This is a genomic window from Rhodohalobacter mucosus, assembly GCF_003150675.1.
GTDB lineage: Bacteria > Bacteroidota > Rhodothermia > Balneolales > Balneolaceae > Rhodohalobacter > Rhodohalobacter mucosus.
The window spans coordinates 67402-82439 of the sequence record NZ_QGGB01000005.1 but is presented as its reverse complement, the minus strand read 5'-3'; the positions used below and the strand labels follow the sequence as shown (position 1 = coordinate 82439).

The window sequence follows — 15038 nt, the reverse complement described above, 5'->3', positions numbered from 1 at the left end:
AAGGCAATGGGATTCGGTTCACGCTGAAATGCAAAAAAACGGCGTTACTGTATCACCGGAGACTGCTGAATGACTTCCTCCGGCTTTAATTTCCCGCTTTCCAGTGAAATAATCATATCGAACGTATCAGAGATAATGAGTCTGTATTCTCGTACGATGGCCGGTGACAGCCTTTCCCTCTCCTCCCACCTCACAAAAAAATTACCCAGTCGGTTACGCTCCGGATCAATAAGTATTTCCCACTGCTCTGCACTTGTCTCATTGTCCGGCCTGCCCTTTGCATATTCCCAGGCTTTCAGCAGCTCCAGTTTCAATGTCTCAACCTGCTCCCTGTTTTCTGCATAAGGCGTAGATGCTTTGTCCAGCAAATTCAATGACGCAACTTTAAGTTCCACGGCCTGTCTGTATGCCGCTTCATTAAATACAGACATTTGCGGCATACACGAGATCAGGAACGCAGTCATCAGGAGAGACCACAAGATAAGCTGACGGTATGTTGCTAAACGAATCATATAAAAAATGTAATCAAACCGTATTGAAAATGGAAACAGGTAAACAATATCAAAACAGTGTTTTGTTTATCTTTTGTGCAAAATGCAAGGTGAACCATGCCGTGAAAGAAACGGGTTTTGAAAATTTGTTCCGATCTGTTAGCATTCCATGTATACACAGCTGCCATGAGATATGTCCCCATTTTTGCACTTGTCCTGTTTGGGCTCTTTGGCTTTTCATCAAGTCAGCCATGCCTCGCACAGTCGCTGTCCATAATCGAAAGCGGCAGTACCAAAGATTTATATGCGGTTTATTTTTCAGACCAGCTGCACGGCTGGGCTGTGGGGGAAGCCGGTACGATCCTGAGAACCAGCGACGGCGGCTCGAACTGGGAACAGATACAAACCCAGTATTCCGATTCTTTTTTTGAGATCTCATTCTTTGATCACCAGACCGGATGGATTGCCGGCGGCGGTGAAATACTGTTATTTACCAACAATGCCGGTCGAAACTGGGCCGATTACAGACCGGGTTCGACGGGTGCGCGACATATCCACACACTTTATTCCAGTGGTTTAAACCGCGTTCAGGCTGGTGGCGGACCGGCACAGTGGTTTTACGCTTCTGAAAACAGCGGGCTCACCTGGCAGAGAAATACGGTTCTTCCGGAAGCCTGTACTATACGATCATTGCATTTTACCGATCCCGATACCGGGTTTTTTACGGCCTGCGGCGCCGTATGGAACAGCCGCGATGGCGGGCAGACATGGATGCGCCTGAACTCCGTTACATCGCACGAAGCTGAACTCCATTCTTTGTTTATGACCGGTTCAGATGCCGGATATGCAATTGCAGCAGATGATTCCGGAACCTTTATACAGCGAATTGAAGTCACTCAACAGGATTATGAGCTTTTCGAGCGATCTGAATCCGCCGGCTTTACGGCACTCTCTTTCCTGAATGACCGGACGGGATGGGCATCTGCGCAAAACGGTGGGCTCTGGCAGACAAGCGACGGCGGAAAAAACTGGGAAAAAATCGAAACCGGTATCGATGCAGACTTACTGGATATACATGCTCTGGAGTCCGGAACGGTATGGATATCGGGAAACGGCGGAACACTGATACGTTTGGATTTTCCGGTTACCCACGTTGATCCGGTACGGATTCAGGCTCCGGATATATTTATTGAGTCAGACAGTGAGGCAATTGAACTGCTTAACAGAGTTTTGAAATACGGCGATTTTGCAATGCAGCTGGATGACCCGCTTCAGCGTTCAAATCTCTATCGCCGGATGGTTCTCGTAATGCAGGGTATTCAAAGTTACTACAGCAGCAGCCGTATGCCTCAGGGTGTGGCCGACCACCTAAGGGATATACCGGCCATCTATTTTGCTGCGGAAAACAACCGGGGTGCAGAAATCTATAACCGTTACCTGGAAAGTCCGGAAAACATACCCGATGATTCATTACACACAGCTATCAATCATTTTACCAATGCTGCAATTATTATGCCCGACAGCAGCACTTCTTGGCTGAATCTTGCCTATGCGCGACTGCAGTCCGGCAATGCTGAATCAGCTCTCTCTGCCGCTGAAGTTGCTTTTGAGCGTTCCCAACCGACAGATGCAGGGATTGGCCTTTATGATCTGCTGATAAGATTGTATATGCTCACGGATCAGCGGAATCTTGCACGCATCACTGCCCTTGACGCCAATACCCTCTACCCGGAGGAACCGATATTTCTTGAGTACCTTGCGGATCTGGAAATCTCAATGGATGATCCCGGACAATCTGTGTCATCCGGTTCTCTTGACCGGCTCATTGAAACCTACCCTGAAGAACCCCGATACAGGTATGCACGGGCACTCGGGGTTACAGGAACGGCCATGGATCTTTTTGAACGGGCAACCGTTTTACAAGAAATGATATGGGACCTTGACATGCGCCGCTTCGGGACCACGGATGCTGAGGAACTGAAAGAAATTCAGGGCGAAAAAGACCGGCTCACCGATGAAAAGAGCATGGTACTGAACGAGGCTTATCAACTCACGGACCAGGCATCCCGCGATCTTACCGTGGCCATAAACAACGATCCCGATCACACTGAAAGTTATGCCCTGTCGGGTCGGATTAATGTGAACATTGCTTCATTTCTTGAGGAGATTCGATTGCTAACCATCGATGAAGAGGAAGCTATGAGGCTGAATGAAGAGATAGATAAGCGCATGCGCGAGGCTGCAGACTACTACAGGCAGGCCGCAGACCTTGATCCTGCAAACAGGGTTTACCGTGCCGAACTGGAACAAATTAAGCGGTTTTTGAATCAATAACTTTTAAAAAGAACCGTTATCTGAAACAGTGAACCTTTTTGTACACTCCTTTTATCTGAAAAAGTAAAAAAACGCCGTTATTGAGTTCTTCGATCTAAAGCATAATCATGAAACCTGAAACCAGCTTTTACCTTTCAGCTCTTATCTGGATTTTTCTTTTCAGTTCTGCTAAAGGCCAGGGTCTGAATCAAAACCCGGCTGCCGGAAGCTGTGGAGAGGCAGTCGAATGGACCATTGGTTCGGTTGATGAGCGGTTTGGTTTATCGAAAAATGAGCTCACCGGTATAGTGGAAGAGGTAACCGGGCTCTGGTCGGATGCTGCGGGACGTGATTTGTTCAGCTTCACACCCCTTCAAGCCGACAGCATTCTCACCATTCACCTGATTTACAGTTCACAGCAAAGCCAATTTGACGAGGAAGACCAGCTTGCCGATTCGATCAGGGTGCTCAGGCAAACATTTTTTCCCAAACAGGTTTCCTACAGAAATCAAATGGCCACATATCGACAGGCGCTGAACCGGTACCATAGTCAGCTTACCCGATATAATCGTGCGATTGAGCTATACAATGAGTCTCTTGCAAGAGTACAGGTATCCGGTGCCCGCAGTGCCAGAGAGCAGGAACGGCTTGATCAGTACAAATCGGAGGCAGAAAGAATACGGCCCGTTCTTGAAGAAGCCGGCCGGAACGCAGAAAGTGAAGAACAAAGACTCACTGATCTGGCCGATGAGCTTAATGATCTTGCAGACCATATCAATGAGCTGATCTACCGGCAAAACAGGCTGCTTGGAACCTGGACTGCATTTAAAAAAGGGTCCTACACCAATATTGCGGACCGTCCTAAAATCAATATCTATCAATTCGATGATCCGGAACAGCTCAAACTGGTACTGGCTCATGAATTCGGACACGCCCTTGGCATTCCGCATGTTGAAAACCGGCTTTCCGTAATGTACTACAGAGCCGAATATCAGCATACCACTCCCCTTCAGCTCACAGTTGAAGATATTGAGGCATTATCCGAGACCTGCGAAGAGCTCCGGGAATGAACTCTTTCATTTAAAAAAGACACTGCCAGAAGCCTCTCCCATTCGTTAGATTCCCTGCATCCAATCCCGGACCGGTTCCCTGTAGGTTTTTCCGATGGGGATCTGAAATCCGTGAACCATCAGTGTATTTCCTTCCATGTACTCAATGGCGTTTCTTGAAACAATCCAGGATTTATGAACTCTCTGGAAATTGGGCGAAAGCTGATCTTCCATTTGCTTCAATGTACCGTGAGCCGTGATTTTCCGCTCTTTTGTATGGATGGTTACATAATCACCGGCAGATTCAACGAGCAAAATATCAGCCATCTTCACAGGCCATGTTTTTTTATCTGCCCTGATCATGAGCACATTTTCCGTATCACTGCTGCCGGTCAGTTTATTCTCCGCCTTTTGCACCGCTTTCAAAAATCTCTCAAATGAGAAGGGCTTCAGAAGATAGTCGGTCACGCTCAGGTCATAGCCCTCCAGTGCGTAGTCGGGATATGCCGTTGTAAGAATTACCACCGGAGGTTTTTCCAGCGTGCGAAGCAGCTCCATCCCGCTCAGGCCCGGCATCTTAACATCCAGAAAGAGAATGTCAGGGTGTTCTGTCTTGAGAAGCTGAAACGCACTCATTCCAGAGCTGCAGCTTGCCAGAAGTGTCAGCCCCGGTGTATCAGCAATGTAGTTTTCCAGGATTTCCCGGGCTACAGGTTCGTCATCTACAATGAGACAGGTCACGATTTCTCTGTTTCTATGATCAGTTCGAGGTTGTAGGTATTCAACTCCTTGTCTGTTCGGATATCAAGCCGGTATCGATCGGGGTAATGAAGCTCCAGCCGTTTTCGCGCATTCTGAATCCCGGTCCCATTGCCTTGTTCCTCAGGGTCTCCCGCAGTAATATCATTGGCAATGCGGTTTTTCATGGTAAACTGTATCACATTATCCTCCACCGTCAGTGAGATCGCAAGCGGATCGCCCGATTCAAGATCTGCATACTTAAACCCATTTTCCACAAATACGATAAGCAGCAGGGGAATGATCATTACATTATCAACATCGCCCGATATCGTAAAGTGAACCTTATCGGGTTGATTGAGTCGCATTTTCTGCAGTCCAATGTAATCCGACAGGTATCCAATCTCCTCTTCAAGGGGTACCTTTTCCCGTTCGCTTTGCCTGATTGTGTACCGCAAAAGCTCAGATAGTTTCAGAACCGCTTCCTCTGCCCTGGGCGACTGCCTGCGGATAAATCCGTAGATAGTATTCAGGCTGTTGAACAGAAAATGCGGCTGCACCTGGCTTCGCAGTGCCTGAAGTTCATGACGTGTTTTCTCCTGTTTGATCTGTGCAAGCCGGCGCCTGTCGTCCGATTCACGAAACCAGCTGCGCGAGAACTGGATCAGGGATGTAATGCCAAGATAGGCGATCATGAAATAGAACAGATCCACTCTCTCATAGTAGGAAATGAAGAAGTAGTCAGGAAACAGGATATCCGAGAGCCAGTTGAACGTAAACTGATTGAGGCGTATACAGGCCTCCAGAAGCAGCACAAACAAAACGATGTATGTGAGATTTTTCCGGTTTGCCAGAAACCGAGGAATCAGCACAAAGCTGTTCACTGTTACCCCGAACCAGATGCTGATGTGAAATAAAAGAGTGTAGATCAGATCTATTCGTTGAATCTGATCCCCCATGGAAAAGTATGACGACAGAAACCAGATTGAGATCATCCAGAAAAGGATATATTCAATCCAGCGTCTGCCGGGTACTTTCAGTATGTCATATGAATTTCTGTTCACGTCTTTCTGCTATTCAGCTTCACCGGAATCATAGATGAACTCTGCATCAGCACTGACTTTCCTGTAGGTGAAACTGTTTCCGTAAATTCCTTCATCCTCACTCATATCGCCATACTTCCCGACAAATTTTTGAAGTTCATCGGTACCGGCTGTGAGCAAAAATCTTTCGAAATCTGTCATCTCATAGTTTATCCGCACCTGGCGGTTTTTGATCAACCCCATCAGCCATTCTTCGCTGAACGAATCAAATCTGATTTCATCATTTTCAACGGTTGCTTTCATAAAGATATGGACCGGGAATCTGAACACATCCGCACCGACATCTATAACCGTAAAATCAATGTAGTATCCGCTATTCAGTTCAATCAATCCAGCCAGGTACACATTTTCAGGCTTTCCAAGGTTCTGGACAAGATAAATATTTCCCAAACCCTTCTCCTCCAACCCTTCCAGCAGGCCCAGCACGTTGTCATCCATCGAAATTTCCATATCGTCGACCACCACCGGATCATAGGGCAGAACCATATCCTCATTCGTTTGCTCAAGTTTCTTTTTCAGATCCGTCACCGTCATTACGGCGTAACGGGTTTCTCCGCTTTCATTTTCCCATGTACCGGTCAGATTCTCGTCAACTATCAGATCTTCCTGCTCGTAAAGGGGGTGAACAGACGGAATTCCGCAACCTGTCAGAATCAACAAGGCTGCCGCGGATAAAGTCATCAACAGGTGATGTGTTGTTATTTTCATGGTACGAAAGTTTCATTTGGGTTCAGTGCAAGTATCCGTCAATATCCGCCTATCCAAAAATTTATTCGATGAAAGGCCCGTATTTCACGATGAACAAGCGCTTTTTCCAAAATAGCGGCAGATAACAGCCTTAAATCCCATTTCCAACATACTATAAAACCTGTAAAACCCATACATTACGGATTCAGTCATTTTAGGGCTGCGTTCATTTTTAAAAACTATCCTGATCCCACTTATGACCTGGAAAGCAACGATTCAGCATTACGCTGAAAAAGCAAATATTGCAGAACCCCTCACTCAAAAGCTCATTTCACTAACCGGCCTGCTTGAAAAACAGCTTGAGCATAGAGGCGACCTTCGCCTTCAGGAACTCTCGGCCCGGCTTCCGGAACTCTCTGCAAGGGCCTTCGCTGAAAGGGGCGGCCATGCCAACAGTGAGCTGCAGAAGAAGATCTCAGAAATGGGACTTGATGAGGTCATGTCACTTCTTCGTCTTACCACAATTTTCTTCCATCTTGTAAATTCGCTGGAGCAGCACGAAATCATTCGCGTAAACCGCGAACGGGCGAAGGATATTGACATTAATAACCCAAGGTCTGAAAGCATTTCCGATGCTCTCCGCTATTTCAAGGAGAAAGGCATGAGTTATGATGACGCACTCAAACTTTTCAGAAGTCTCGACATACAGCCAACCATAACTGCCCACCCCACCGAAGCGCGCCGGCGCAGTATTCTTTATAAACAGGAAGAGATCACATCCGGCATCGGGAAGATTCACAGGGAGAATCTGACGCCCATTGAGCGGGAGGCGCTCATTCAGCACATCCTGAATGAAATCGCACTTCTTATCTCTACAGATGAAGTCAGATCCGAACGTCTCACGGTGCATGATGAGGTTGAAAACGGTCTCTATTTCTTCAGAAATTCGATATGGAAAACAGTTCCCCGTCTGTATGACGATATACGCTCGGCATTCACCCAGCAGTATGGCAAAACACCCGACCTTCCCACGATTCTTCGCTATCGGTCCTGGATAGGCAGCGACAGGGACGGCAACCCAAATGTAACAAGAGACGTTACCTGGGATACCATTGTCCAGCACCGAAGGGTTGCCATCAGCACCTATCTGAAAGATCTGCGCATGATCAGGCGTTATCTATCGGTTTCGCGCAATTTTGTGGATGTACCCGAGGCCCTGGTCAGTTCCCTGGAAAAGGATGAAAAAGAGGTTCCGCTTAGCACCGTATACAAAAGACACTATAAAAATGAACCTTACCGGCGCAAGATTTCACATATTATGCGACGGCTTGAGAAGATGTATGAGGCTCTGGACGGTACCGAACAGGAGGTGATCGACTCTGCAGTCTACAGGGCGTCTGATTTTGAAAATGACCTCACCCTTATAGCCGATTCACTCACTGAAAGCGGTTTGGAAGATGTTGCGCGATTCGGTGAATTCAATGACCTGAGAATTCGCGTCCATACATTCGGTTTTCACCTGGCCGCAATGGATATTCGTCAACACAGCGGACGTCACGAAGAAGCTGTGGCTGAACTTCTGGAGACGGCCAATGTGCATGGCGACTATGCGTCGCTTGACGAAGAGAAGAAAGTGGATCTTCTTATGAAAGAACTACGTAACCCAAGACCGCTTGTTCCTTTCAGCGCGTCTCTCTCGGAATCCACAGAGGAGATCATACAAGTTTTCCGGTTAATCAACAGGCTCCTTGAGCTGGATGAAAATTCATTTGGAAGCTACATTATCAGTATGACCCATGGCGTGAGCGATATGCTCGAAGTTGTGCTGCTGGCTAAAGAGACGGGGCTCTGGCGTCTTGGCAAAGATAACAGGGTGGAAAGTAAAATCGATGTGGTACCGCTCTTTGAGACGATCGGAGATCTTGAAAAAAGTTCTGATCAGATGCAGCGCATTCTGACGAACCCAATCTACAAGGAGCAGGTGAAGGCCCGTAACAACTTTCAGGAAATTATGCTGGGCTACTCCGACAGCAATAAAGACGGGGGCTACTGGATGGCCAATTGGGCACTGCAGAAAGCACAGCTTGAGCTTGGCAAAACACTTCGGGAGCTGGATGTAGACTTCAGGCTCTTTCACGGAAGAGGCGGGTCGGTAGGTCGCGGCGGAGGTCGCTCAAACCGTGCCATACTTGGACTGCCCTCGATCAGCAACAACGGACGTATCCGCTTCACGGAACAGGGCGAAATCATTTCTTTCCGCTACTCCCTGCCCGAAATAACGCGGCGCCATCTCGAACAAATAGTGAATGCCGTCTCAAGGGTAACGGCTGGTGAGGGACAAAAACCAATCGTGGAGGGCGATCGCACAGAAGAGATCATGGATCGCATATCGGAAGGCTCCATGACTGCCTACAGGAGCCTGATTGATGATGATAGGTTCTGGCCCTGGTTTAAAAAGATCACACCCGTTGAACATATCGGAAACCTCCCGATTGCGTCAAGGCCCGTATCCCGCGGCGGGAAAAACGGTCTGCAGTTCGAAAATCTGCGCGCAATTCCATGGGTTTTCGGCTGGACACAGGTACGGTATAATGTACCCGGATGGTACGGGTTAGGCACCGCACTGGAGCCCGTTCTGGAGGATCACCAGGATGCCCTGGAACTGATGCAGAAATGGTACCGCGAATGGAGCTTTTTCGGAACCATCGTTGATAATGCGCAACGGGAAATGGCGCGCACTCATATTCTCACTACCGAGCTATATAATTCAAACACGGATAGCCGCATTCACGAAATAATTCTGGAGGATTTCCGAAAATCGAAAAAAATTATACTGGATATAACCGGTCAAAAAGAGATTCTAGACAGCAGAAAGGTTATACAAAACTCCATAGCTTTCAGAAATGTATTCACCTATCCGCTGAATGTCATTCAGGCAGAGCTGCTCGACAGATGGGAAAGTTCATCAGACACGGAGTACCAAAAGGAACTCAAACAAGCCTTGTTTCTGAGCATTAACGGTGTTGCGGCAGCCATGCAGAGTACGGGTTAACTCAGAACTCACGCCCTGTTTTTTAGCTCACACACCTGCCCCATCGTTGCGGGAAAAGCGGGCGGTCTTCTGAATGGATTTGATGCTATGAACACGGCTTCATCTCTGCGCTGATTGTGGAGCTGCACCTAATGGGGGCCCTTGCTTCACCTGGTGTATCCCACAGAATCGGCTCTCTTTCTGCAGAATAGAGTTAGCGCAATATCGAATTGATTTTATTCAGCAATTCCGATCTTACCCCTGACCCAGTTCATGTGATCCCCCCTCTGTTCACAGAGAGGAGGACAGGGGGTTAGTCCGGGTCCAGATTCAAAATCCCAAACCTTCAGCTCAGCGGATGAAGCAATATCATCCTGTGAAAAGGCTCAGGATTTTACTCCACATCCCTCGACATGTCCTCCAGGGTTCTGCCCTTGGTCTCTTTTACGAAACTTCGCACAAAGAAGAAGGCGAGTACTCCGAAACCGGCATATATCCCGTACGAAAGACCGAGTCCGATGCTTGCCAGAAGAATGGGAAATGTCATCGTGATGGTAAAATTGGACGTCCAGTGTATAAGTCCGCATACGGCCAAAGCGGCTCCGCGAAACTGATTGGGAAACATCTCGCCCAGCATTACCCACATAATTGGTCCCCATGTGAAGGCAAAAAACGCGATATACGCATTGGCTGAGAGAAGTGCATAAAGCCCCATCTGTTCATCCAGTATCAGGTCGCCGCCGGCCGATACCTGGGCCGTACCGAAAATAAGCGCCAGGCTGCCAAGCATTACGGCCTGACCCAGTGCTCCGATCGAAAGCAGCGGTTTACGGCCTACTTTATCCACCAATGCAATAGCCACAAATGTAAAAATAACGTTCACCGACCCGCTTATCACGTTCTGCAGGAGTGCATTTTCTTCTGTAAAACCTGCAGCCTGCCAGAGTGTGGCACCATAATAAAAAACCACATTTATTCCGGTAAACTGCTGTAGTGTGGTAATCCCTATACCAACCCAGATAATAGGGTGAATTCGTCCTGTTTTTTTGGAAATAATGTCGGAAAGACGCGGTTTATGGCCTTTCTCAAGTGTAGACTGAATATCTTCAATTTTTGCATTTGCGTCGTTTACGTCCGAAAGGCTGGTCAGAACATCTCTTGCGGCATCAATTTTACCGGCTGCCACCAGGTACCGCGGAGACTCAGGTATCATCAGAAGCCCTGTGAAGAAGATGGCTGCAGGAAACATCTCTACCCAGAACATCCATTGCCACGCCTGGGAACCGCCCCAGAATGTTTCGCTGGCGCCGCCTGCACTGCCCGCAATGGCGTAATTACTTAAGAAAGCCACAAAAAGGCCGATCACAATCATCAGCTGCATCAGTGTGGTGAGTGCACCCCGTATTTTAGGAGGGGCAATTTCACTGATATAAGCGGGCACGATAATACTGGAAGCGCCCAATGCGAGTCCGCCAAGAATCCTGGCAGCTACAAATATCTCGGAAGACGTGGCGGCCCCTGATCCATATGCACTGATCAAAAAACCAATCGCGGTAGATAACAAAACAGGCTTACGGCCAAATTTATCAGATAGGGTTCCGGCGAAAAATGCTCCAACCGCACAACCGAGAAGCATTGAAGCCACATTAAAACCGGTTCCAACCGCATCCGAATCAAACGCGAGCTGCAGTGCATTTACAGTTCCGTTGATTACACCGCTGTCAAACCCAAAAAGAAACCCGCCTATTGCGGCAACAGTGGAGAGAAATATTACCCTTCCCAAATTATCGGTTGAAATCGCTGTATCCTGGTCCTTTTTATCCATCACCATCAGGTTAGTTTACGTGATTGTTAGCGGACTTATATTCCCAAAAATTTTGCAGGAATCAAATCGGGATTATGACAAGCGAAAAAGCCTATACCCTCATTGCCCCAGAAGGCTTTTCGGCTGAACTCGACGTACTCTTCAGAATGGCCAGATTACGGGGATCAGCAATGTAGCCAATACCCAGAAAATGAGGTTCAGTACAGTTCCTATTTTTAAAAAATCCTTGATTTCATAATGTCCGGGGCCAAAAATCATGGTGTTTGTCTGATAACCAAACGGAGTAATCAGGCTCAGTGAGGCTGCAAATGTCACGGAATAGAGTAGCGGTTCGGGTGACACCCCTATTCTGCCTGCCGCTTCAATGGCTATGGGTGCAAGCAGTGCTGCGGATGCATTGTTCGACATAACCGATGTAACCAATAGCGTTAAACCGAAAAACCCTGAGAGCAGTACGGTCGGACCGGAGTCAGCGAGTACGTCCAACATACCCGAAGCCATCCACTGTGCCGCACCCGTTTTATCCATAGCTGTTCCTAGCGGCAGCACACCGGCAAGCAGCATGATTACTTTCCAGTTGATCGCCCTGTACGCTTCTTCTGTTCTCAGGCATCCGGTTAATATCATAAGCACAGCTCCGGATAATGCTGTTATAACGATTGGGAAAATTCCCAGTGCGGCAGTTATTACCACTGCAGCCAGAATAGCGATCGCCTGTACGGTTTTCCCGGATGCGGTTTTTTGCGTTTCCTTCTTGGATACGATGATAAAGGCGGAATCCTTTTGCAAATCATCCATTCGCTCTGCACTGATGCTGAGCAGGAGTGAATCTCCTGCCTCCAGGATCACCTCATTCAAATCATTGTGTTTTAGTTCTCCCCGCTGGCGTATAGCTAGTGGTAATGCTCCCATTTTATCTGCAAATGGAAAACTGTCAAGATTTGACTTTACAAGCGATGATTCAGGTGCAATGACCACTTCAACTATTAAATCCCCCCCGTATTCAAGATCTTTATCCCCCCATGTTTTTTTTGTAAAGATGGTGAGATCCTCACGTAACTGAAGTTTTTGAATATCCGAGCTTTTGCCTCGTACCCTCATTATATCACCCGGCTCAATGTAAACGTCTCCCCTTTGTGCAGAACTGTCACCTTTCTCTTTGAATACTCTTATTACATCCAGATCCAGTTTCTCCGTGAGCTTCTGGTGATTCAGTTTTTTGCCTATCAGATCAGATGTTTCCATAACCTGCACATCCGTCAGGTAATCCTGCATTCCATACTGTTCGGTAAGCTCACTGGCATCTCTGCGGGAGGGTATCATGCGGGTACCGATTGTAAACAGAAAAAGAAATCCAGCGGCCATAAAAACGATCCCCATTGGTGTAAGCTCAAACATGCCGATGGGATCAAGGGCACGTTCGGCAGCGATGGAGCTCACCAGAATATTGGTAGAGGTGCCTATCAGAGTAGTTACACCGCCGAACATACCCGCAAATGAGAGCGGTATCAGCATTTTGGACGGGCTTACCCCTATCCGGGCAGATATACCCATCATTACAGGAATAAAGATTGCCACGGCGGCCGTGTTATTGATAAATGCCGATATAACTGCTACACAAAGAAGCAGCCAGAAGAACCAAAAATGAAAATTGTGATCCATCTTGTCGGCAAAGTATTCGCCGACGCGCTCCAGTATACCCGTATTTTTCACGCCCGCACTCAGAATAAACATACATGCAACGGTGATCGTCGCAGAATTGCTGAAACCTGACAATCCCTCCTGCAGGCTGAGTACTCCCGACAAAAGGAGCGAAGCCATAATGATAAGCGCGACAATGTCGTAGGTGACATATTTTGTCACAAAAAGGAAAACGGCAATCCCCAGAAGCAGGAATACGAAAATGATTTCAAATGTCATGCCTCAGTGTTTTATACGTGCGCCGAAATGAACCTTAGACCCGTTCAATCATTTTAACTTAAACAGAACGGCACTGAGTTGAAACATTGGCCGAATTGTTTCAAAAAAGCATCTGCTTAGGTCATCTTTCCCCTTCTACCCCTGCCGAACCCTTACTCCACGCCAAACAGATCGAACGCATTCTTTGTAGTTGCTTTCGCAATTTCGTCCAGATTCACTTCTTTTAGTTCCGCCAGGTTTTCAGCGATCAGCCTGATGTATGAAGGTTCATTTCTTTTTCCCCTGTGGGGCGCGGGTGTGAGATAAGGAGCATCGGTTTCAAGAATGAGACGATTAAGAGGCATTTCGGCCAGTACTTTATCAACTCCCGCATTTTTAAAAGTAGATACACCTCCTACGCCAAGATAGAGCCCCAGGTCGAGTGCCCTTTTTCCCTCATCACGGGTGCCCGTAAAGCAGTGCCATACGCCCGAAAGCGTCCCGTCCTGTTCATCTTCAATCAAATCGAGCAGATCTTTTGTGCTCTCCCGGTTGTGCAGTACAACAGGCTTCCCCGTCTGCCTCGCTACATCACAATGCAACCGAAGGCTCTCTTTCTGTTCTTTTACAAATCCCGTACTCCAATAATAATCCAGCCCCGTCTCACCCACACCCAAAAAGTCGTCGCGACTGCAGAGTTCAAAAAGTTTTTCCTCATCAACAGGCCACACCTCTTCCACACTGCAGGGATGGATACCCGCCATTTTATAAAACGTTATCTCCGGATGATTCAGCCTCTCCATCTGGGATATGGAACTCCAGTCGATGGCCGGCAAGAAAATATGTGAAACGCCGGCTTCAGCCGATCTGTCAAGAACTTCCTGAAGATCTTCATGAAACTGATCAAGATAGAGATGGCAGTGCGTGTCTGTAAGTATCAAAACAGATGGATTTCTTTAACTAATTTTCAGATTCTATTGTAAATGTATTTAATCTTCATGGCTGCGAAGCCTGTCTCTCCATGCGGCAATAACCGGATGAGTCACGTCTACCCTTGAAAATCCATTTTTATTCATCACCTGTTTGAGAAGGCTGGAATGTGTGTCTGCAACCTTTCCGGTAAACCGTATCTCTTCATCTCCCGACAGATTCAGTGTTGAGAGCTGATTGGTAATAAAATCTGAAAAGGCATTACGGAGCATCGTTTCCAGCTCAACGGGAAACGGTTTTACCAAAACAGTACCCGCTACAGCAGCCAGTTCCCTGTTGGGCTTGGATAGCGTGTAAATTCTGTTCATCATCTCACCATAATCCGGGTCGTCCAGGCGTTCGCCTATAAAACGGACCACATTTTCCGGAACACTCTTTCGGTAGTACATTTTAAGCAGCCTTCTGCCCAGGTCGGCGGCACTTCCCTCATCACCAATGGCAAATCCGAGGGATGCTGATTTTTTTATTATCTGTCCGCTCTCAATTTTTGCGCACACCGATCCGGTTCCCAAAACACAGACAACACCGCTGCCATCACCATAAAATGCACGTCCCGACCCTTCCAGATCCGAATAAATTTCAATGGAGCAATCAGAAAAAACATTTCCCAAAAACCTTCGGATAATTTCATCCGATACCGGATTACCCAGGCCTGTACCGTAAAACATGACCTTATCGGGATTCAGGTGACCTACTTTGGCATGAATATCTATACTGTCGTCTGGTTCACTGATGGTTGCCGGATGGAGGCCCTGTGTTCTTACTTGAATAAATTCAAGTCCGTCATAGAATAGCCAATCTGTTTTTGTGGCACCGCTGTCAGCGATCAGAATATTCATGAAATTACTCCCAAAATTGACATGAGTTGAGTACTGATAAATGCATGAAGCGCTTAACAATGTACCCTCAACG

The 15038-nt window shown here is 47.4% G+C and carries 11 protein-coding genes; 3 read left to right on the top strand and 8 right to left on the bottom strand.

Annotated elements, in window-relative coordinates:
- Nucleotides 1–44: 44 nt before the first annotated feature.
- A complete protein-coding gene (locus DDZ15_RS05930; RefSeq protein ID WP_109646098.1) occupies nucleotides 45–512 on the bottom strand; it encodes a hypothetical protein in 468 nt (155 codons plus the stop codon).
- Nucleotides 513–677: 165 nt separating this feature from the next.
- On the opposite strand from DDZ15_RS05930, the gene DDZ15_RS05925 reads away from it, so the two are divergent.
- On the top strand, nucleotides 678–2825 hold the full coding sequence (locus tag DDZ15_RS05925; RefSeq protein ID WP_109646096.1) for a YCF48-related protein: 2148 nt from the start codon (nucleotides 678–680) through the stop codon (nucleotides 2823–2825).
- Between the two features lie 107 nt (nucleotides 2826–2932).
- Nucleotides 2933–3874, top strand: a complete 942-nt coding sequence (locus DDZ15_RS05920) for a matrixin family metalloprotease (RefSeq protein WP_109646094.1) — start codon at nucleotides 2933–2935, stop codon at nucleotides 3872–3874.
- A 45-nt stretch (nucleotides 3875–3919) separates the two neighbouring features.
- Here DDZ15_RS05920 and DDZ15_RS05915 read toward each other — a convergent pair whose 3' ends face one another.
- Genes DDZ15_RS05915 through DDZ15_RS05905 form a run of 3 tightly spaced genes read right to left on the bottom strand, consistent with a single transcriptional unit; the run spans nucleotide 3920 to nucleotide 6402 of the window.
- Complete coding sequence (locus DDZ15_RS05915) at nucleotides 3920–4594, bottom strand: LytR/AlgR family response regulator transcription factor (RefSeq protein WP_109646093.1); 675 nt, start codon at nucleotides 4592–4594, stop codon at nucleotides 3920–3922.
- Nucleotides 4591–5655 carry a sensor histidine kinase gene (locus tag DDZ15_RS05910; protein WP_109646092.1) on the bottom strand — a complete coding sequence of 355 codons (1065 nt, stop codon included), beginning with the start codon at nucleotides 5653–5655 and terminating at the stop codon, nucleotides 4591–4593. Before DDZ15_RS05910 ends, DDZ15_RS05915 begins: the two co-directional genes overlap by 4 nt.
- Before the next feature lie 9 nt (nucleotides 5656–5664).
- Nucleotides 5665–6402: a hypothetical protein gene (locus tag DDZ15_RS05905; RefSeq protein ID WP_146198524.1), complete on the bottom strand. Its 738-nt coding sequence runs from the start codon at nucleotides 6400–6402 to the stop codon at nucleotides 5665–5667.
- 235 nt (nucleotides 6403–6637) lie between these two features.
- Here DDZ15_RS05905 and ppc point away from each other — a divergent pair, with 235 nt between their 5' ends.
- On the top strand, nucleotides 6638–9433 hold the full coding sequence (gene ppc / locus DDZ15_RS05900; protein ID WP_109646087.1) for a phosphoenolpyruvate carboxylase: 2796 nt from the start codon (nucleotides 6638–6640) through the stop codon (nucleotides 9431–9433).
- Nucleotides 9434–9806: 373 nt separating this feature from the next.
- Here the strand turns inward: ppc and DDZ15_RS05895 are convergent, their stop codons facing one another.
- From DDZ15_RS05895 to DDZ15_RS05880, 4 genes are all read right to left on the bottom strand, one after another.
- Nucleotides 9807–11237 carry a sugar porter family MFS transporter gene (locus tag DDZ15_RS05895; protein ID WP_109646502.1) on the bottom strand — a complete coding sequence of 477 codons (1431 nt, stop codon included), beginning with the start codon at nucleotides 11235–11237 and terminating at the stop codon, nucleotides 9807–9809.
- 141 nt (nucleotides 11238–11378) lie between these two features.
- Nucleotides 11379–13157 (bottom strand): sodium:proton antiporter, encoded by a 1779-nt coding sequence (locus DDZ15_RS05890; protein ID WP_109646085.1) that lies wholly within the window; start codon nucleotides 13155–13157, stop codon nucleotides 11379–11381.
- 152 nt (nucleotides 13158–13309) lie between these two features.
- Nucleotides 13310–14077, bottom strand: a complete 768-nt coding sequence (locus DDZ15_RS05885) for a TatD family hydrolase (protein WP_242978901.1) — start codon at nucleotides 14075–14077, stop codon at nucleotides 13310–13312.
- A 48-nt stretch (nucleotides 14078–14125) separates the two neighbouring features.
- Nucleotides 14126–14965, bottom strand: a complete 840-nt coding sequence (locus DDZ15_RS05880; RefSeq protein ID WP_109646083.1) for a hypothetical protein — start codon at nucleotides 14963–14965, stop codon at nucleotides 14126–14128.
- Between the last annotated feature and the right edge of the window lie 73 nt (nucleotides 14966–15038).